We start from the raw sequence: 20480 nt of genomic DNA, 5'->3' as shown, positions 1-20480 counted from the left end.
TTTTTTTTATGCAAGCATGCGCGGCGACTGCCGCGCACCGGGTCAGGACAGTTGCTGAATCCCTGCCAGTACCCAGCCGCTTTGGCCGGACAAAGGTTTCGACAAATTCCAGACTTCATTAAAGGGTTCCGCCGGAGCATGCTCGGATTCCTTGATCATGCCGCTGAACTTGACGCTGGCCAGATATTCGTTACCGGTGGTTTCGATTCCCAGCAATTCCGCATCCAGCGTAACGACGTCGGTGACATTCGGCGTTGCGCCGCGTTCCTGCAATTGCAGCTTCAGTTCGCCGAACATTTCCGGCGTGGTGAATTCGCGGATGTCGTTGGTGTCGGCGCGATCCCAGGCCGCTTGCAGGCGGATGAAGTAGGTTTTGGTGTGGCGCAGGAAACCCGGCACGTCGAAGTCGGACGGAATGCTCCAGGTCGCTGCATCGGCCGCGGCAGTAGAGGAACCCGAGGCGAACGGCGCCGATTGCAGTGCAGCAGACTGTGCTTGCGCCGGGTTGATACGCGAGCCGATGTCAGGCGTGCTGTTACCGGCATGGTAGGCGCCGGCGAACGCGGGCTGCGAGCCTGCATTGCCAGTGCCACTCTTGTTGCGCATCCACAGGCGGTAAATGAACATCGCCGCCATCGCAAACAGCGCCACCATCAGCATGGTGCTGATCATGCTTGCCAATGCGCCGCCCATGCCGAAGTGCGACAGCAACGCGCCCAAGCCGAGTCCCAGCAAGGCGCCGCCCAGAATGCCCTTCCACGGGCTGGCCGGCTTGACTGCAGGAGCGGCAGCGCCGGGAGCGGCCGCTGGCTTGGCGGTGTTGGTGGCCTGGCTTTGTTGCACCGGCGCCTTGCGCGTGACGTTGCTCGACTGTTTGCCGAATGAACTGCTGCCGCCGCCCATGCGGCGTGCTTCGGCCTGCGGGACTGCCAGCGTCAGGGTACTGGCCACCATGACAATGGCTAGCAAGATTTTTTTCATCAGAAGAACTCCTAAAGTTGTGTCCGGCACGCCCAACGGCGGCACCGGGTGTTATCAAAGCCGCATACAGGGCGCAATTATAGTGGGTTTAATACATCCAAAAAACTGAATATAACTTGATCATAACTTCGTTAAAACAGAAGTTTAGCTCCCCTCTGGATGATCATGCGCGCTGGCGCAGCAATGCCGCGGCGTCACGAATCATCTTTTCGGTGGTTTCCCAATCAACGCAGGCGTCGGTCACCGAACAGCCGTAAACCAGTTGCGACAAGTCATCCGGAATCGGCTGGTTGCCGGCCACCAGATTCGATTCGATCATTACGCCGACCAGCGACTTGCTACCGTTGTGCACCTGGTTCATGACGTCAGTCATCACCAGCGGTTGCAGCGCCGGTTTCTTGTAGCTGTTCGCATGCGAGCAATCGACCACGATATTGGCCGGCAAGCCGGCCTTGGCGAGCGCCTGCTCGGCCATCGCCACCGATACGGTATCGTAGTTCGGACGGCCATCGCCGCCGCGCAGCACCACATGGCCGTAGCGATTGCCGCGCGTGCGCACGATGGAGGTACGCCCTTGGCTATTCATGCCAAGAAAGGAATGCGGACGCGAGGCCGATAAAATCGCATTGATCGCGATACTGATATCGCCGTCGGTGCCGTTCTTGAAGCCAACCGGTGTCGACAGGCCGGATGACATTTCACGATGGGTTTGCGATTCGGTGGTGCGCGCGCCGATCGCGGTCCAGGCGATCAGGTCGCCCAGGTATTGCGGTGAAATCGGGTCCAGCGCTTCGGTGCCGGTCGGCAGGCCGAGTTCGCACACGTCGAGCAGGAACTGGCGCGCCTTTTCCATGCCCTGATCGACCCGGAACGAATCGTCCATGTCGGGGTCGTTGATATAGCCCTTCCAGCCGGTGGTGGTGCGCGGCTTCTCGAAGTACACGCGCATCACCAGCAGCAGCGTGTCGGCCACCTCGTCCTGCAAGGCTTTCAGGCGGCGCGCGTAGTCCAGCCCGGCCACCGGATCGTGAATCGAGCAGGGGCCGACCACCACGAACAGGCGCGGGTCGCGGCGGTCCAGAATATTGCGCAGCGCTTCCCGCCCGCGCATGACGCTGGCGGCGGCCGTGTCGGTCAGCGGCAGCCGCGCGTGCAATTCTTCCGGCGAAGGCATGGCGTCAAAGGAGGCCACGTTAATGTTTTCAAGATCGATTGAGGAGGCGGTAGTCATGCTGTTTTCTAATCAGGAGTGTGCAGGGGTGGATTATCGCGCGCCCGTAACCGGGTTGGCTGCCGAACAATGCGATAGTGTAGCCGCTTCGGCAGCTCACGCCAGAGCAATCATATTAACAGGGGGTATGATACGAAAATTGATATATTCACATGAATTCATTGCGTCATTAAAAATACATACAGCAGTATTTTTCAACTCAGAAAACTGCCGGATGCCGGCGCCCTTTTACGCAGCACGGCGTCACCGGACGGTAGTCGGCGACTTGCGCCATATTAAGCCTCGAGTCAGATTCAATCCCTACAATAAAAAGATAACAATATTCATGCCACTCAACAGGAGACACATTTGCTGCCTGCTTACATTTCTCATCCGGATTGCATCAAGCATGACATGGGCGATCAAAATCCCGAGTGCCCCGAGCGCATCGGCGCAATCAGCGACCATTTGCTGATCAAGGGCTTGCTCGACTACATGATGCCGTATGACGCGCCACTGGCGACCGAACAGCAATTGGCCCAGGCTCATTCAACCCTGTATATCCACGAACTGGCGGCGCACGTGCCGGACAGCGGTTTTTACCAGGTCGATCCCGATACGCGCATGAATCCGTACACCTATCAGGCAGCATTGCGCGCAGCCGGCGCAGCGGTGTTGGCGACCGATCTGGTCGTCAGCGGCGCAGCGCCGGTGGCTTTTTGCAACGTGCGTCCGCCCGGGCACCATGCGGAGCGCGCTGCGGCCGGCGGCTTCTGCTTCTTCAACAATGTGGCGGTCGGCATCCGTCACGCGCTCAACGTGCATGGTTTGCAGCGGGTGGCGCTGGTGGATTTCGACGTCCACCACGGCAACGGCAGCGAAGACATCCTGCATGACGACCAGCGCGTACTGATGTGTTCGATTTTCGAAACGGGCCTCTACCCGTTTTCAGGCGCGACGCCGCGCGGGCCGAACATGCTCAACGTCGGCTTGCCGCCGCGCTCCGGCGGCGAAGCCTTTCGCTCCACGGTCGAAAACCACTGGATTCCGGCGCTCGAGGCATTCCGGCCGCAGATGATCTTCATCTCGGCCGGATTCGACGGCCACCGCGAAGACGATATGGGCAACCTCGGCCTGGTGGAAGCCGATTACGCCTGGGTCACGCAGCAACTGGTCGACATTGCCAAACGCCACGCCCAAGGTCGCATCGTGTCCTGCCTGGAAGGCGGCTATGTGCTGTCGCCGCTGGCGCGCAGCGTCGCCGCCCACGTCCGGGTGCTGATCGGAGCCGATTGATTTTTCTGATTTTCTCTACTGAATGGAAGCCGCATGGACATGCACCATCTGACACCGCTGTTTTCACCCCAATCGATAGTAATATTCGCCGGCGATCCGGAAACTGCCGAAGCGTCCAACGCGCAGACCGCACATGCCAGGCTGCTGGTACGGCAATTGACAGATGGCGGTTATGCTGGACCGGTGCGTTTTCTCGACATCAACATGCGCGGTTCGCTGGCCGATCTGGCGCAGTCACGGGTCGATCTGGCGATCATCGCGCTGCCCGGCACCCAATTGACGGCGGCGCTGGAAGTGGCCGGACGAATCCAGTGCAAGGCCGCGCTGATCGTCTCCAGCGGAGTTAATGCGATGCAAGCGGCCGAACTGCATGCGATTGCACGCCTGCACGGCATCCACTTGCTGGGGCCGAACTGCCTGGGCTTCCAGCGCCCCAAGGCCGGCATCAATGCCAGCGTGCTGGGTGCAATGGCCAAGCCCGGCTCGCTATCGCTGGTATCGCAATCGGGCGCACTGACCGCATCGATGCTGGACTGGGCCGAAAAGAACAGCGTCGGTTTCGCCTCCGTGGTGTCGCTCGGCGCCAACACTGCGGTCGATCTGGCCGAGGTGCTCGATTACCTGGCAACCGACCGCGAAACCCTGAGCATCCTGGTATACATGGAAGGCATCCGCGATGCGCGACGCTTCATGAGCGCGCTGCGCGCTGCTGCCACCGCCAAACCGGTGATCGTGATGAAGTCGGGCCGCCAGCCGGCCGGTTCCCGCGCCGCGCTGACCCATTCCGGCGCCATTGTCGGCAGCGACGAAGTGTTTGATGCGGCCTTGCGACGCGCCGGCGCGGTCCGGGTACGCACCTTTGCCCAATTATTTTCCGCTGCAAAATGTCTGGCCTCGCGCTACAAGCCGGTCGGCCGGCGCCTGGCCGTCATCACCAATGGCGGAGGCCCCGGCGTGCTGGCAGCCGACTGGGCCAGTGATCTGGGCCTGACGCTGGGCACACTCGCCCCCGATGCCGCCGACGCACTGCAATCGCAACTACCGGCGCTGGCCACGCTACAGGGCTTGATCGACCTGTCGGAAGAAGCCGATGCCAGCCACTATCGGGCTGCACTCAATACCTGCGCGGCCGATGAGACCATCGACGGCATCCTGGTGATCCTGTCGCCGAAGCCGGAACTCGATGTGAATGCCATCGCGCAAACCCTGGCTGAATTGCAACCAAGCATCAGCAAGCCGCTAATTACCTGCTGGATGGGCGATGCGCAGGTGGTCGAAGCGCGCGGCATCCTGAGCGCCGCCAGCATCCCGACCTTCCGCACCCCGGAAGCGGCAGTCGATGCTTTCAGCAACATCGCCGCGTTCTACCGCAACCAGCAATTGCTGCTGCAAACGCCGCCGCCGCTGACGCATCTGGCGCAACCCGATGTCGAAGGCGCCCGCATCCTGATCGAAAGCGTGCTGGCCGAGCGCCGCAAGGTACTCACTGAAATGGAATCGAAGGCATTGCTGGCAGCCTTCCATATTCCGCTGACCAAGACCATTCTGGCCCGCTCGGCGACGGAAGCAATCCTGATCGCCAACCAACTGGGCTATCCGGTCGCACTAAAAATCGATTCGCCCGACATTTCACACAAATCCGACGTGCGCGGGGTAGCGCTGAACGTATCGAATGCAGCATCGGTACGCGACATCTGGCAGGACATGATGACCACCGTCGGCCGCTTGCGCCCGGATGCCTGCATCAACGGCGTGACGATCCAGAACATGTCGGGCAAACCGGAGGGGCGCGAACTGTATATCGGCGTAACCACCGACGTGCCGTTCGGCCCGGTGATCTCGTTTGGCGCCGGCGGCACCATGATCGAACTGATTGCCGACCGCGCGGTGGAACTGCCGCCGCTGAACCAGTTTTTAGCCCAGCACCTGATCGACCGGGTGCGCTCTGCCGAAACCCTGGGCGCCTGGCGCGGCCTGCCGCCGGCCGACCGGGAATCGCTGGAGCAAATATTGCTCCGGGTCTCGGAGATGGTCTGCGCATTGCCGCAATTGCGCGAAATGGACATCAATCCGGTAATTGTCGATGCCGCCGGCGCGCTGGTAGTGGATGCCCGTATCGTCATCGATCAGGAGCTGCCCAGAACGCACAAATATGGTCACCTGGCGATTCTGCCTTACCCGTCCGATTTTGAACAGGAGTGGCCGATGCGCAACGGTGACCACTATACCGTGCGCCCGATCCGCCCCGATGATGCCGAGATGATCCAGAATTTCGTGCGCGAATTATCACCCAACAGCCGTTACATGCGATTCATTTCCTCGATGCGCGAATTGCCATCAAAAATGCTGGCGCGCTTCACCCTGATCGATTACGACCGCGAAATGGCGCTGATAGCGGTACATCGGGTACGCACCTCCGACCCGGATGGCAGCATCAGGGAAACCGAGCAGATGATCGGCGTTTCACGCTATGTCACCAATCCGGATCTGCACAGCTGCGAATTTTCACTGGCGATTGCCGACGCATTCGGCGGTCAGGGGCTGGGATCGCGCATGATGTTGTCGATCATGGATTTCGCCCGCAATAAAGGGCTGTCACAAATCGAGGGGCTGGTACTGAGCAAAAATACGGTGATGCTAAAACTGATGCACAGCCTCGGCTTCACGGTTAAACCTTTTGCGGAAGATCCCGATTTCCGCTTGTGCACCAAACTGCTATAACGTATCAACGCTATTCGCTAGAACCGTTCATATCCGAGCAGATAGCGCCACTGCCCCACCGGCAGGCCGGCCAGCGGCACGCGTCCGATACGGATGCGCCGCATCGTTTTCACGGTCAGACCGGCTGCCTTGCACATGTGGGCGATCTGACCGTTTTGCACGCCTTTACCGGCGAAACGCAAACGGGTTTCGCTTTGCCAGCTAACCTTGATCGGCGCCAGCGGCCGGCCGTTGAAATATAGGCCGTGATTGAGCAGGGCCAAGCCATCCGGCGCCAATTGGCCGCTGACCTCGACTATGAATTCCTGCTCGATTCCGGCTGCATCATCGATCAATTTGCGCTTGATCCGCCAGTCTTGGGTGAATACCAGCAAACCGCTGGCTGACGCATCCAGGACGCTCGTCATGCTTAAATCAATCAGATGCCTCTTCAGGAAGCGGATGCCGGAACGATCATCAGGGATGCGATTATCAGCAGCAATGCCGGCCGGCGCCTGCTGCGTCTCAATCTGGATTGCCATTCCGGCCGGCTTGTGCAACAGGATGGTGACCGGCAGTGCGGGAGCCAAAGTAGCGTGCGGTATGCGCTCGACCAGCTGTTGCGGCAACACCCTGAAGCCGGGTTCTTCAGTCACCTGCCCGTCCACCAGAATCCAGCCGCCCTCGATATATTGCTCGGCTTCGCTGCGCGAACACGGGACAAGATCGGCAACGCGTTTAGCCAGGCGAACGGATTCTGTCATGGGAACGATCAAAAGAATTGGAATCGCGCATTGTAGCCGACCCAGGCACAAGAACAGATCAGGCCGGATGGAATCGTTTTTTATATGGAGATTGCTGCGAGCAAGCGATGCGCCAGGGCCTTGGCCTCATCCAGCGCTTCCGCCGCAGAGCTGGAAACGGTTTCAACATTATGCCGGACTTCGGCATGTCCGGTTTTGGTCTGGCTCTTGAGCAACACCGTACCCTGGAATCGATCATGCTCCAGCTTTATCACGTCAACTTCCGCCTTGGCATTGCCTTTTGTGTAATCAATCAGAGCCATGTTCCCTCCCTCAGAGCCGGGCGGCCCGGACCAAAGGCGACCCGGCAACGCCGGCTGTACGTGCAATTTTCTAGGAGTTACTGGGATTATGATCCGGCACCGGCGGTTCATCATCCAGTGGTTCCGGAAGCCGCTCCGGCAAGCCCGGCTCCTCGACCGGCTCGGGCGTAGGAGCCTGATGATCGCAGACCAAATCCCCGACACTCCGTCGCATTTCAAACATACATTCCCCATGCAAATATGCAACATGTGGTAACACTAACATTGCTATTTAAGCCAGCATTGAGATTACGCATATCTTCTGCACAACCGTCAGCAGTTGCCCGAATATCGGTCTGCGCTCGATGTAGTGATCGGCGCAACGTCAATCCAGCTCTCAAGCAGCGAGCGATCTCAGTAACGGTAGACGCGGTTGCCTTCAATGCGAACGCGATTGCCGATACGCAAATCGTTAATGCTATCCTGGATTATGGTCTGGTAGCCGCCGTTATTCAGCCGCACCCTGATCTGGTACACGTCACGCGTCTGGACTCGGTTGTTTTGCTCGATCTGGTTTCCCGCCATCGCGCCACCCACCACGCCGGCTATGGTTGCGGCCGCTCTGCCGGTGCCGCCGCCAACCTGGTTGCCGAGCAGACCACCCACCACACCGCCGACTACAGCACCGGCACCGACGCCATTGCCGGCATTCTCTTGCACCATTTGAATTGAATCAATGACGCCGTAATCGGCATATTGAGACGGCGAGGATTGCGAGCCGGCAGGGTAAGGCTGCGAGTATTGCGGGTTCGCAGGATAGGACTGTGAAACCGGCATCGGATTATAAGGGCTGGCGCAGCCGCTCAAGATTACTGTTGCCATGATGAAAGACGCTGCTACCGCATAGTTTGTTTTCATGATTTCTCCTGTAGGTGGAATGCTGTCACTGCCATATTAAACATCGAATCAGCAAAGGGAGTCATGCCCAATGGGTAAGGAGTGAAACAAACAGTAACAATTTACCACCAGACACTCCGCGCAGCAGCGCGCAATGCATGCGCAACAGGAATCCCTAAAAAAAAGCCCGCGGACCTTTCGGCGCGGGCTAAATCCAATCTTTTTAAGGAGTTGGAGGAGACAAATTCATGATATCGCAGTGCAGCATATGCGTCCTCTCATTATTTATGATGTCAGATATTCCTATTAAGAATATTAGATTCCGTTATCAAGCCAGTTTTACCGCATGCTCCCGGGTCGCATGGAAAGTCAATTGCGGCCAGCGTTCTTGGGTCAGCTTGAGATTGATGCCGGATGAAGCCAGATAAGCCAGATTCCCACCGGCATCATGAGCAAGATTATGCCCGGCAGATGATTTCTCGAAATCCGCCAGCATGCGCTTGTCTCCAGTCACCCAGCGCGCGCTGCTGATGCTGGTGCCCTCGAACACCGCATCGACCCCATATTCATTTTTCAGGCGGCTGGCAACCACTTCGAACTGCAGCACGCCGACTGCGCCCAGGACCAGGTCGCCGCCGTGGGCCGGCTTGAAGACCTGGACCGCGCCCTCCTCGCCCAGTTGCTGCAATCCTTTATGCAACTGCTTGATCTTGAGCGGGTTCAATATCCGTACGCTACGGAAAAAATCCGGCGCAAAATACGGGATCCCGGTGAACTGCAGCAATTCGCCTTCGGAAAAACTATCGCCGATCTGCATGTTGCCATGATTCGGCAAACCAATGATATCGCCAGCGTACGCCTCTTCCACCTGCTCCCGGCTGGAAGCCATGAACGTGACCACATTCGAGACCCGAATCTCGCGATTGAGGCGTAAATGCTTGATCTTCATGCCGCGCTCGAAGCGACCGGAACACACGCGCAAAAAGGCAATCCGATCCCGGTGCGCCGGATCCATATTGGCCTGGATCTTGAAGACAAAGCCGGAAAACGGGACTTCGGTCGGCGCCACCGAACGTACGCTGGCGTCTCTGGCCAGCGGTGCCGGCGCCCAATCCAGCAGCGCATCGAGAATTTCACGCACACCGAAATTATTGATGGCGGAACCGAAAAATACCGGTGTTTGCGTACCCGCCAGATACGCGTCCAGATCGAACGGATGGGAAGCTCCATGGACCAGTTCAACTTCCATCTTGAGTTGCTCGATCTCCAGCGGGAACATTTCCGCCAGACGCGGATTATCTATGCCCTTGATGATTTCAAACTCTTGATCGGCTCGCTCCGAACCGGCGGCAAACAGCTTGATCTCATCATGGATCAAGTGATACACGCCGCGAAAAGTCTTGCCCATGCCGATCGGCCAGGTGATTGGCGCGCACTGGATGTTCAGCACCGATTCAACTTCATCGAGCAGTTCCAGCGGATCCCGGGTCTCGCGGTCCATCTTGTTCATGAAAGTCAGGATCGGCGTATTGCGCATCCGGCAAACGTTGAGCAGCTTGATGGTCTGCGCTTCGACCCCCTTGGCGGCATCAATGGCCATCAAGGCCGAATCGACCGCCGTCAGCACACGATATGTATCCTCGGAAAAATCCTGGTGACCAGGGGTATCCAGCAGGTTGACGACATGGTCGCGATACTCGAACTGCATCACCGAACTGGCAACCGATATGCCACGCTGTTTTTCAATTTCCATCCAGTCCGAAGTCGCATGGCGGCCGCTTTTTCTGGCTTTGACCGTGCCGGCAAGTTGAATTGCACCGGAAAACAGTAGCAATTTCTCAGTTAGCGTGGTTTTGCCGGCATCCGGATGCGAAATGATGCCGAAGGTGCGGCGACGCATCACTTCACGGGCAATCTGCCCGGCAGACACTGCGCGGATTACGGGTGCTGCAGCGTCAATGGCTTCAGTGCTTAGGGTTTCGGTAGTGGTGGTAGACATGTTGATGGCCTCAAAGGCGTAAAGCGGATGACATTGTTTATATCTAATGCCAGAGAAACTGCACCGCCGGCACCGGACTCCTGCCCGGACCGCGGGTCCGGTAACGCAAGAGCGCACCGGCAAGGACTTGAGTTCTGCACTGATGCTGCGTATCGCCCAAGAAAGATACGCATCGGGGCCGACACTGAATTACCAATAAAACAGGGAGTATAAGAAATTTTATGCAATTTACCGCATATATTCATTGCGAAAATAAATATACTCAATGAAAACTGAAACCTTGCAAGGTGCCGGCGCTTAGCCCTGCAGAAGAAGCAGTATTTCCTTCAATTCCGTGCGGACGCTGATCAATTTCTGATCAGTCATCAGGTTCGAGTCAGTTTCGGCACTCTCCGGGTTTGCTGCATTATCAACGCCTATTTCACGGCCGCCGAGCTTGTTGCGAGCACCATTGATGGTAAATCCCTGCTCGTACAATAATTCGCGGATACGTCGGATCAGCAATACTTCATGGTGCTGATAATAGCGTCGGTTGCCGCGGCGCTTGACTGGCTTTAGCTGGGTAAATTCCTGCTCCCAATACCGCAAAACATGCGGCTTGACGCCGCACAACTCACCAACTTCACCGATAGTGAAATAGCGTTTTGCCGGAATCGGAGGCAAAACGATCTGCTCCTGCTTATTGATTCGATCATTCATGAGTGATCTCAGGCGACGCGAGAGGAAGGCTTGGCGTTGACATCATCCACCATGCCCTTGAGTTTTTGGCTTGCATGGAAAGTCACGACGCGCCGCGCGGTAATCGGAATTTCTTCACCTGTCTTCGGGTTGCGCCCTGGCCTTTGCGGCTTGTCTCTGAGCTGAAAATTGCCGAATCCCGACAGTTTGACAGATTCGCCGCGCTCAAGGGCATTACGTATTTCATCAAAAAAAGTCTCTACCATGTCCTTTGCTTCGCGCTTGTTCAGACCGACCTGCTCAAAGAGAAGCTCTGCCAGTTCTGCCTTGGTCAGCGTTGGCAAACTCTTCTCGGCCTGGGAGCGCGCTCTTGCTTCACGCATTGCCCGATTAAGATCGGCATCCAGAACGGACTCAAGTTCGGCAGGATTCACGTCATTCATTTCAGTTCTTCTCACCTGACATTACGCGCGCAATTTTGCATCATGTTTCTCTTTAGCCGCTGCCACAAAAGTCGTCATTGCTGCATCAATACGATCATCCTGCAGGGTCGATTGAGTATCTTGCAAGGTAAACCGGAAGGCAAGGCTTTTCTCGTCGCTCGCCAATCCCTTGCCACGATATTCATCAAATAAAACAATGGCTTGTGCAATCTTGCAGTTCCCGTCTGCAGCTCTTTTCGCATAGAATACGTCCAGAATATCCTGTACCGCAACGCTATTCTTTACCACCAGCGCCAAATCCCTTGTGACCGCAGGAAACTTGGAGATTTCAGAATATATAGGCAATTTTCGCAACTGTAAAACATCGGCATCGAGTTCAAAAACGACCGGGGCTAACGGCAATTCATATTTTTGCTGCCAGCGCGGATGCAATTCACCCAGATGACCGACAACCTTGCCGTCGAGTTCAATGCGCGCGCAACGTCCAGGATGCAACGCCGGATGTTCCCCCTTGACAAAACGCACGACCAGCGGTGCCAGCAAAGATTCCAGATCCGACTTGAGATCAAAATAATCCACATTGCGCGATGACTGGCCCCATTGTTCATCAACTACCGGGCCATAAGCCAGGGCGGTTACCCGTTTTGGCTGTTCATAACCGGCCACGCTCAAGCCGCCATCTTGCACTGCCGAATTACGTAAAAATACTGCGCTGATCTCAAATACGCGCACCCGATCCATTTTACGATTCAGGTTATACCGCACGTTTGCAATCAAACTGGGAATGAGCGACGAGCGCATTACACTCAACTGGCTTGCAATCGGATTCTGCAGTCGGATCGGTGCTGAGTTATCCGAAAAATCGCGCTCCCAGCCTTCCTCAACAAAACTGAAATTGACGACTTCCTGATAATCCAGATCGGCCAATTGCCTGCGTATGGTAAATAACGACCTTGTATCCTCCGGTGCAATCAACATCAAATTTGGTGCAACCGGGGGCAGGGCGGGGATATTTTCGAACCCGTACACGCGCACGATTTCCTCAATCAGATCCTCCTCGATTTCAATATCGAAACGATAGGATGGCGGCGTCACGATGAAAACCGTGCCATCAACAGAGGATTCACGCGTAAATGCAAGTTTCAGTCGCGTGAAGATATCTGCAATCTGATCATCTGAAATCGCAATGCCGATGATCTTCGCTGCACGAGTTGCGCGCAACCGCACCGGTTGACGCAATGGCAGATTAACAACATGATCATCAATCGGACCGACTGCCGTTTGATCTTTGTCTCCGCATATCTCGACGATTAGGGCCGTAATACGTTCGATGTGCTCGACTGTAGTTGCGAAATCAACACCGCGCTCGAAACGGTGTGCGGCATCCGTTGAAAAGTTATAGCGACGCGCCCTCCCCTGTATCGCCTGCGGCCACCAAAATGCTGCTTCCAGATAGATATCTCGGGTGTCCAGAGAAACGGCTGTGGAATCTCCCCCCATGATGCCTGCCAGCGATTCGATTTCCGCATCATCGGCAATCACGCCCACCCACTCATCGATGGCAACCGTATTGCCGTTAAGGAGTTTCAGCGATTCGCCTTGGCGCCCCCAGCGCACATGCAAACCGCCGTGAATCTTGTCAAGATCGAATACATGGGTAGGGCGCCCAAGTTCAAGCATCACGTAATTTGAAATATCGACCAGCGCTGAAATTGGCCGTTGACCGCTACGCTCCAAGCGCTGCTTCATCCAGTCCGGTGTCTGCGCCCGGGCATTCAAGCCGCGAATGATGCGGCCAGTAAACCTGCCGCACAGATCCGGCGCAGATACTGTCACAGACAATGTATCCTGCATGGTTACCGCGACTGGGTCGATAACCGGCATACTAAGCGCAGTACCTGTTAACGCAGAAACTTCACGAGCCACGCCCAACACAGACAGGCAGTCAGCTTTGTTCGGTGTGAGCTTAATAGTAAACTTAAGATCATCAAGATCATAATATCCGCGGAAATCTTGTCCCACCGTGGCAGTTTGCGGCAATTCGAGTAACCCGCTCTGGTCATCGGAAAGTTTCAATTCGCGCGCTGAACACAGCATCCCTTGGGATTCGACTCCGCGCAGTTGGCCGACTTTAATCTCGAACGGCTTGCCATTCTCGTCAGGAGGCAACATGGCGCCCGCCATTGCGCAAGGCACCTTCATGCCGGAACGAACATTCGGCGCGCCACACACTATGTTCAAAATTGTTCCGCCGCCCACATCCACCTTGCATACATTGAGGCGATCCGCATTCGGATGCTTGACAACTTCAAGGACTTCCCCGACAACCACATGCGAGAAGGGAGGGGCGACAGCTTCAACCTCTTCCACTTCCAAACCGGACATCGTGAGTAAATGCGCCAATTCATCCGAAGTCATCTTCGGATTTACCATCGTGCGGAGCCAGCTTTCGGAGAATTGCATAGTTCGACCGTAAAAATGTACGATACAAGGACTATTCCATAGCGAAATTGGAACTGGAATCGTCCGGTGTATTTAGTTAAATTGTTTGAGAAAACGTAAGTCGCCTTCGTAAAACAGGCGCAAATCGTTTATGCCGTAACGCAACATGGTTAACCGTTCCAGGCCAGAACCAAACGCAAAACCAATGAATTTCTCAGAATCAAGTCCCATGTTGCGCACTACCGTCGGATGCACTTGACCTGAGCCTGAAACTTCTAGCCAGCGCCCTTTCAGTGGACCGCTACCGAAGGCAATATCGATTTCGGCTGAAGGCTCGGTAAATGGAAAATACGACGGCCGAAAACGCACCTGCAAATCGTCGGTTTCAAAGAATGCCTTGACGAAATTCAGATATACGCCTTTCAGGTCAGCAAAACTAATATCTTCAGCAATCCATAACCCCTCAACCTGATGGAACATCGGCGAATGCGTCGCATCGCTATCAACCCGATAAGTGCGGCCGGGTGCAATGACCTTGATCGGCGGCTTGTGCATGCGCGCATAACGCACTTGCATTGGACTCGTATGCGTGCGCAGCAGCAACGGCTTGCCGTCTGTATCATTGCCCTCGATATAAAATGTATCCTGCATTGAGCGCGCCGGATGATTTTCAGGGCTGTTCAGTGCCGTGAAATTGGTCCAGTCCGTCTCTATTTCCGGTCCATCGGCGACGTCAAAACCAATCGAGCGAAAAATTTGCTCAACACGCTCCCAGGAACGCATAACAGGATGGATTCCGCCCATTCCACGCCCACGGCCCGGCATAGACACATCGATGGCTTCGGCATTCAAGCGCTCCTGCATCTGCGCCTCTGCAAGTGCATCGCGCCGCGCATTCAACTCTTTTTCAATTTGTGTTTTGGCAGCATTAATGACAGCGCCTTGTGCCTTACGCTCATCTGGAGCAAGTTTGCCCAAGCCCTTCATCAGCTCGGTAATTTGCCCCGTTTTACCGAGATATTTTGCTTTGGCGTTTTCCAATGCTGCAGCATCTGCCGCATTAGAAAAATCTGCTTGTGCCTGGTCTACCAGTTGTTCTAGGGAATTCATGCGGTTTTCCCGCTCCAAAAAAAGAAGCCGAAAATGAAACGGGGCACAGGTAACTTACCTCTGCCCCGCTAATTATTGCAGCGTCACTCTCAAGTGACATCTGCACCTCACTGCATTATGCGGCGAGATTGGCTTTCACTTGATTGACGATAGCAGCAAACGCAGCCTTGTCCATTACAGCCATATCAGCCAGCACCTTGCGATCCAATTCAATCGATGCCTTCTTCAGACCGTTCATGAATACGCTGTAGGTTACGCCATGCTCACGAGAAGCGGCATTGATACGTGCAATCCACAAAGCACGGAAAACACGTTTCTTGTTGCGACGATCACGATACGCATATTGACCAGCACGCATGACGGCTTGCTTGGCAACACGATAAACTTTACTACGGCGACCACGATAGCCCTTGGCTTGATCGAGGACTTTCTTATGACGGGCCCGTGCTGTGACCCCACGTTTTACTCTGGGCATAGTAGCTCCTTAAATTGAGTGTGAGGTTAAGCGTTCGGCATCATGCGCATTACGGATACCAGATTATCATCATGGACTCCCATAATTCCGCGCAATTGACGTTTGTTTTTAGTTCGTTTTTTTGGTTCAGGATATGACGCTTGAATGCATGACCGCATTTAACCGTTCCACCTGGACGCACACGAAAGCGCTTTTTCGCGGCACTCTTCGTTTTCATTTTAGGCATAGCTACATCTGTCTCTTGGACAGCTCCATTTTTAACATGATTGCAGGTGGCAACTATTTCGTTACGCTTGGATGCCTGCTCTCACTTGTTTTGCTGCAAACCGGAATTCACAGCCATCATTTCAAGCACTTACAGCACTCGAAAGAAAATTATTTTTTCTTCTTTGGCGCCAGCACCATAATCATCTGGCGCCCTTCCATTTTAGGAAACTGCTCAACCTGACCGTATGGCTCCAAGTCAGCCTTTAATCGCTCCAACATACGAAAACCGATGTCTTGATGCGCCATTTCACGACCACGAAAACGCAAAGTAATTTTTGTCTTATCGCCGTCATCAAGAAATTTGACAAGATTTCTCAGCTTGATGTTGTAGTCGCCATCATCCGTGCCCGGTCGAAACTTCACCTCTTTTATCAGGATAACTTTTTGCTTCAGCTTTGCTTCGTGAGCTTTTTTTTGCTCCTGATATTTGAACTTACCATAGTCCATCAGGCGGCATACAGGAGGCTGAGCAGTCGGCGCAATCTCCACCAAATCCACATTTGCCTCTTCAGCCATACGAAAGGCTTCGGCCAAAGTAACAATCCCAACGGGCTCGTTCTCGACACCACTCAAACGCACTTCAGGTGCGGTAATCTCGCCATTAATGCGATGCGACTTATCAGTAGCTATTGCAGTTTCCTTTAAATATCAAATAATTCAGCTTTTCAGCTACGCTGAAGGCAATAACTCAAGATTTGGAATCGATTGCATCATTCAACCGATTTACCAACTCATGCATTGACATTACACCTTGGTCAATATTGCCACGCGCACGTACAGCCACCATATTGCCATCACGTTCTTTATCACCCACAACAACGATGTATGGCACCTTCTGAACAGAATGCTCGCGTATTTTATAGGTAATCTTCTCATTGCGCAAATCAGCGCGAACCCTAAATCCTTGTTTTTTCAGCCCTTGCACAACGGTTTGCGCATATTCGGCTTGCGCATCAGAGATATTAAGCACAATCACCTGCTCTGGCGCCAACCATAATGGCAAGGCGCCCGCATGGTTTTCTATTAACATCCCTATGAATCGTTCCAGAGAGCCCAGGATAGCCCGATGCAACATCACAGGTATTCTGCGGGCATTATCCTCCGCCACATATTCAGCCCCCAGGCGTACAGGCATGGAAAAATCAACTTGCATTGTTCCACATTGCCAGGCCCGACCAATGGCATCCTTCAATGTGTATTCAATTTTTGGACCGTAAAAAGCACCTTCTCCTGGCGATATTTCGTACTGACATCCAGAACGGGTGAGAGACTCAATCAATGCATTTTCAGCCTTATCCCACAATTCATCAGCCCCGACACGCTTTTCAGGTCTTGTCGCAACTTTATAAATTATTTCTTTAAATCCAAAATCGGCATATACCTTTTGCAAGAGAGCGGTATAAGCAACGCACTCATTCAATATTTGGTCTTCCGTACAAAAAATATGACCATCATCCTGCGTGAAGCCGCGCACGCGCATCATGCCGTGTAATGAGCCAGATGGCTCATTACGATGACATTGGCCAAATTCGCCATAACGCAAAGGCAAATCACGATACGAACGCAAGTCCGACCGAAATATCTGCACATGGCCAGGGCAATTCATGGGCTTTAACGCGTACGAGCGATTTTCCGACTCAGTGGTGAACATATTCTCTTTATAGTTCTCCCAGTGACCGGATTTTTCCCACAAACTGCGGTCGAGGATTTGCGGCGCCTTGACCTCCTGATAACCATTATCCTGATACACCTTGCGCATATACTGCTCAACCTGCTGCCACACAGTCCAACCTTTCGGATGCCAAAAGATCAGCCCTGGCGCCTCATCCTGAAAATGAAACAAGTCCAGTGCACGCCCCAATTTACGATGGTCGCGCTTTTCAGCCTCGTCAAGCATGCGCAAGTAGGCATCCTGCTCTTCTTTCTTAACCCATGCAGTCCCGTAGATACGTTGCAGCATCTCGTTCTTGGAATCCCCGCGCCAGTACGCGCCGGCAAGTTTCATCAACTTAAAAACCTTCAGTTTGCCGGTAGTCGGCACATGCGGACCACGACATAAATCGGTAAATCCCCCCTCCGTATACAACGACACATCCTGATCTTGCGGAATTGATTCGATAATTTCAGCCTTGTATGATTCGCCTACCGACTTAAAGTAAGCAACAGCCTCATCACGGGGCAAAACCTTGCGCGTAACCGGCTCATCCCTTTTGGCCAATTCGACCATTTTCTTTTCAATTGCCGCTAAATCATCGGGAGTAAACGGACGCTTATAGGAGAAATCATAGAAAAACCCATTCTCAATTACCGGACCGATAGTCACCTGCGCATCCGGAAATAACTCCTTGACTGCATATGCCAGTAAATGGGCTGTCGAATGACGGATAACGTCAAGTGCATCCACATCCTTGTCGGTAATAATAGCCAAATCGACATCACTCGCAATCAGATGCGAGGTATCCACAAGACGCCCATCGATCTTGCCAGCCAATGCAGACTTTGCGAGTCCAGGACCGATACTTGAGGCGACCTGAGCGACCGTTACCGGCGCATCAAATTGGCGCTGAGAACCATCGGGAAGTCGGATTGAAATCATTTTATTCTCCAAGTCAGCAAGAAAATGATGCCAACGCTAGATTGCCAAATTATCAAACAAAGAAATATAGGCGCAAAAAAGCGCGGGCTAGCCGCGCTTTTCAATTCTCACAGATGAAAACTTAGCTTACCACTTACAAGAATTTTCAGCCACTTGCAATCCAGTAAAAAAATCCCATTTCCGCAGAACGATACCAATTATTCGTTGGTAGGCACGATTGGACTCGAACCAACGACCCCTACCATGTCAAGGTAGTGCTCTAACCAGCTGAGCTACGCGCCTAAAAACGTAATTATAGCAGAGTAATTATTTATTTTGCCAGCCCTTTCTTCACATACAAAGCAACTGCATCCAACAACCACCCATTGAAGCTGATGAGATGAAACTCAGACTCCATCGTTAAAGTCGGCGACGTTGAAAATTCTTCGAAAATCAAAATCAACCAATGCGACCAAAGCTGATTGGCTAAGTGGATTCAGGTTCTGCTGGCGCAAGCGGCTGATCCAAAAATGTCTGAATGCCTGCATTGACAGTACCATGATGCGGGTCCATGCCTGTGCCGCTGAAACAGCGGCGAGTAATGCGACGGATAAAACACTGGTCCGCTCTCGCGGCACCGGACAAAAAGTAGTATTCATGCCGGATTTCGCGCATCAATGATCACCGATGCCCACCGAGGAAGCCCGACAATACAATAACGCAGTAAAAAAGCGGGAAGGGTCCGCCGCATTAGGGCGTGTTGACATATAAAACGCTGTTAACTTTTTCCAAATTGTGTTTACATTCTGGATTTTAAAGAATGCATGCATGTTTCGACTGATGTTACGAGACGATCAATGGGAACGACTAGCGCCGTTAGTGCGTGGCAAAGCGGGCGATAGAGGGCGTAGCGGCATCGATAATCGGTTCTTTATTGATGCCGTATTGTGGATAGCCTGCACGGGGAGTCCGTGGCGCGACTTACCAAGCGAATTTGGGAATTGGAACAGCATCTATGTGCGATTTGCACGGTGGTCGAACAAAGATGTGTGGCAAGCCATTTTTGCTGTGTTGCGTGAGGATGCTGATGTTGAGAGTCTCTATAGATAGCACCGTCATCCGTGCGCATCAGCATGCTGCAGGTGCTGCAAAAAAAGGTGAGCAAGCGCTTGGCCGTTCTCGCGGTGGGTTCGGCACTAAAATCCATGCCTGCGTTGAAGGACTAGGGCAGTTAGCGCGGTTTGTGCTGACCGGTGGGCAAGTGCATGATTCAACCCAAGCAGAAACTTTATTGAAAGAGATTGAGCCGCAGGCGGTATTGGCTGATAAAGCTTATGACACGAATGCGCTGCTTGACTGTATTGCCGGTAAAAATGCCAAGGCGGTTATTCCGCCAAAAACAAACTGGAAGGAACAAAGAGAATTCGACCAACATCAGTACCGAAACCGTAATTTAGTGGAACGATTCTTTGCTCATATCAAGCAATTTAGGCGCATCGCTACGCGTTACGACAAACGCGCTTCGCGCTTTGCTTTATTCGTAGCGCTCGCGGCTTCGGCACTTTGGTTGAAATAAATGTCAACACGCCCTAGACAATGCGACAGAAAATAGCATGATGCAAGGCAACTACGAACAGCAATTTGGATTATTTAGCAAGAGGTACTAAAGAAATGATATTACTCGCCTCATTCGAAATTTCATCTTGGATGCGCTCAATCTCAACAAGCAGATTGAGTAATTTCTCTAGCCACGGGTAGCGAGCGTAACGCTGTGTCTTGTTGCGTTCCGCTAGTTCAGCAATGAATTGCGCGGTTAGAACACGGGGATGTGTATTGCTGCAAACACCACCATAATGCTGCGCACGCTTGCCAAGATAAGCCAAAGCGCACATTCGCTCGTATTTGATAACACTTCCAAAATAATCGGCTATATCTTTGTCAGACGGAAGTCTTGTGATGTGCTGCTGATAAGCGTGCCAATCACCCTCCTTGATTTCAATAACAACCAATTCGGAATCATTTTTAGAAGCTGTCGCACTTGGCTCTATTAACGCTGACATATAACCTCCGTCGTTGCGCTGTTTGGCACCTGCCAGTTCCGTTCACGCCACCCTGGATTAGCAGTTTGACCTTTGCGTACAGTTAATCCTATAGGAAGCCTTAATTTTTTCCAGCCTCAGCCCCCATATTCGCTAGAAAATCGTTATTTTTTTGCCCGTATATAGATTTTTCGCAATAATTCAACCCCTTCTCCTTCAGAAGCAGGAAGTGGACGAGCCGTTATTGCTTGTTCAGCGCTGCTTCAAAATATCCAGAACGCGATAGACTCGGCAGGTGCGAAGATGAGTGAAATTTGATCCAA

18 protein-coding genes, 1 tRNA gene and 1 pseudogene are annotated in these 20480 nt (G+C 53.5%); 3 read left to right on the top strand and 17 right to left on the bottom strand.

What is annotated here, in order from left to right:
- Nucleotides 1–42: 42 nt before the first annotated feature.
- Together HMCN_RS0112855 and HMCN_RS0112850 are read right to left on the bottom strand one after the other, a co-directional pair.
- Complete coding sequence (locus tag HMCN_RS0112855; RefSeq protein WP_025917776.1) at nt 43–981, bottom strand: Tim44 domain-containing protein; 939 nt, start codon at nt 979–981, stop codon at nt 43–45.
- 163 nt (nt 982–1144) lie between these two features.
- A complete protein-coding gene (locus HMCN_RS0112850) occupies nt 1145–2212 on the bottom strand; it encodes a 3-deoxy-7-phosphoheptulonate synthase (protein WP_025917775.1) in 1068 nt (355 codons plus the stop codon).
- Between the two features lie 348 nt (nt 2213–2560).
- On the opposite strand from HMCN_RS0112850, the gene HMCN_RS0112845 reads away from it, so the two are divergent.
- Together HMCN_RS0112845 and HMCN_RS0112840 are read left to right on the top strand one after the other, a co-directional pair.
- Complete coding sequence (locus tag HMCN_RS0112845) at nt 2561–3487, top strand: histone deacetylase family protein (protein WP_025917774.1); 927 nt, start codon at nt 2561–2563, stop codon at nt 3485–3487.
- Nucleotides 3488–3520: 33 nt separating this feature from the next.
- Nucleotides 3521–6208, top strand: coding sequence for a bifunctional acetate--CoA ligase family protein/GNAT family N-acetyltransferase (locus HMCN_RS0112840; protein WP_025917773.1), 2688 nt, complete (start codon nt 3521–3523; stop codon nt 6206–6208).
- 17 nt (nt 6209–6225) lie between these two features.
- Here the strand turns inward: HMCN_RS0112840 and HMCN_RS0112835 are convergent, their stop codons facing one another.
- From HMCN_RS0112835 to HMCN_RS19380, 14 genes and pseudogenes are all read right to left on the bottom strand, one after another.
- A complete protein-coding gene (locus HMCN_RS0112835; protein WP_025917772.1) occupies nt 6226–6951 on the bottom strand; it encodes an rRNA pseudouridine synthase in 726 nt (241 codons plus the stop codon).
- Between the two features lie 80 nt (nt 6952–7031).
- Nucleotides 7032–7253, bottom strand: a complete 222-nt coding sequence (locus tag HMCN_RS0112830) for a hypothetical protein (RefSeq protein ID WP_025917771.1) — start codon at nt 7251–7253, stop codon at nt 7032–7034.
- Between the two features lie 393 nt (nt 7254–7646).
- Complete coding sequence (locus HMCN_RS0112820) at nt 7647–8150, bottom strand: glycine zipper 2TM domain-containing protein (RefSeq protein WP_025917770.1); 504 nt, start codon at nt 8148–8150, stop codon at nt 7647–7649.
- Between the two features lie 307 nt (nt 8151–8457).
- Nucleotides 8458–10128: a peptide chain release factor 3 gene (locus HMCN_RS0112815; protein WP_025917769.1), complete on the bottom strand. Its 1671-nt coding sequence runs from the start codon at nt 10126–10128 to the stop codon at nt 8458–8460.
- Between the two features lie 297 nt (nt 10129–10425).
- Nucleotides 10426–10827 carry a MerR family transcriptional regulator gene (locus tag HMCN_RS0112810; RefSeq protein WP_025917768.1) on the bottom strand — a complete coding sequence of 134 codons (402 nt, stop codon included), beginning with the start codon at nt 10825–10827 and terminating at the stop codon, nt 10426–10428.
- 8 nt (nt 10828–10835) lie between these two features.
- A complete protein-coding gene (locus HMCN_RS0112805; RefSeq protein ID WP_025917767.1) occupies nt 10836–11249 on the bottom strand; it encodes an integration host factor subunit alpha in 414 nt (137 codons plus the stop codon).
- A 21-nt stretch (nt 11250–11270) separates the two neighbouring features.
- A complete protein-coding gene (gene pheT / locus HMCN_RS0112800) occupies nt 11271–13712 on the bottom strand; it encodes a phenylalanine--tRNA ligase subunit beta (RefSeq protein ID WP_025917766.1) in 2442 nt (813 codons plus the stop codon).
- A 72-nt stretch (nt 13713–13784) separates the two neighbouring features.
- On the bottom strand, nt 13785–14801 hold the full coding sequence (gene pheS / locus HMCN_RS0112795; RefSeq protein WP_025917765.1) for a phenylalanine--tRNA ligase subunit alpha: 1017 nt from the start codon (nt 14799–14801) through the stop codon (nt 13785–13787).
- Nucleotides 14802–14916: 115 nt separating this feature from the next.
- Nucleotides 14917–15276 (bottom strand): 50S ribosomal protein L20, encoded by a 360-nt coding sequence (gene rplT, locus HMCN_RS17735; protein ID WP_035627030.1) that lies wholly within the window; start codon nt 15274–15276, stop codon nt 14917–14919.
- Between the two features lie 26 nt (nt 15277–15302).
- Nucleotides 15303–15502, bottom strand: a pseudogene (gene rpmI, locus HMCN_RS18745) (50S ribosomal protein L35).
- A gap of 149 nt (nt 15503–15651) precedes the next feature.
- Complete coding sequence (gene infC, locus HMCN_RS0112780; protein ID WP_081801507.1) at nt 15652–16173, bottom strand: translation initiation factor IF-3; 522 nt, start codon at nt 16171–16173, stop codon at nt 15652–15654.
- Nucleotides 16174–16231: 58 nt separating this feature from the next.
- Complete coding sequence (gene thrS, locus HMCN_RS0112775) at nt 16232–18139, bottom strand: threonine--tRNA ligase (RefSeq protein ID WP_025917762.1); 1908 nt, start codon at nt 18137–18139, stop codon at nt 16232–16234.
- Nucleotides 18140–18344: 205 nt separating this feature from the next.
- A tRNA-Val gene (locus HMCN_RS0112770) sits at nt 18345–18421 on the bottom strand.
- Between the two features lie 104 nt (nt 18422–18525).
- The gene (locus HMCN_RS19380; protein ID WP_155837567.1) at nt 18526–18777 is read right to left on the bottom strand and encodes a hypothetical protein; all 252 of its coding nucleotides are present in this window, start codon (nt 18775–18777) and stop codon (nt 18526–18528) included.
- Nucleotides 18778–18946: 169 nt separating this feature from the next.
- Here HMCN_RS19380 and HMCN_RS17730 point away from each other — a divergent pair.
- Nucleotides 18947–19694, top strand: a protein-coding gene (locus tag HMCN_RS17730; RefSeq protein ID WP_369792149.1) for an IS5 family transposase whose coding sequence is annotated in 2 segments (ribosomal slippage) — nt 18947–19221 and nt 19220–19694 — 750 coding nt in all. Because the reading frame shifts where the segments join, the coding sequence is not laid out codon by codon here.
- Between the two features lie 70 nt (nt 19695–19764).
- On the opposite strand, the gene HMCN_RS0112760 is transcribed toward HMCN_RS17730, so the two are convergent.
- Entirely contained in the window at nt 19765–20178 is a 414-nt protein-coding gene (locus tag HMCN_RS0112760; RefSeq protein WP_025917761.1) for a hypothetical protein, read from the bottom strand.
- Nucleotides 20179–20480 lie beyond the last annotated feature (302 nt).

Origin of the sequence: Herminiimonas sp. CN, assembly GCF_000622895.1 — a bacterium.
In the GTDB taxonomy this organism is placed as follows: domain Bacteria; phylum Pseudomonadota; class Gammaproteobacteria; order Burkholderiales; family Burkholderiaceae_D; genus AVCC01.
This window is presented reverse-complemented; position numbering and strand designations above follow the sequence as displayed.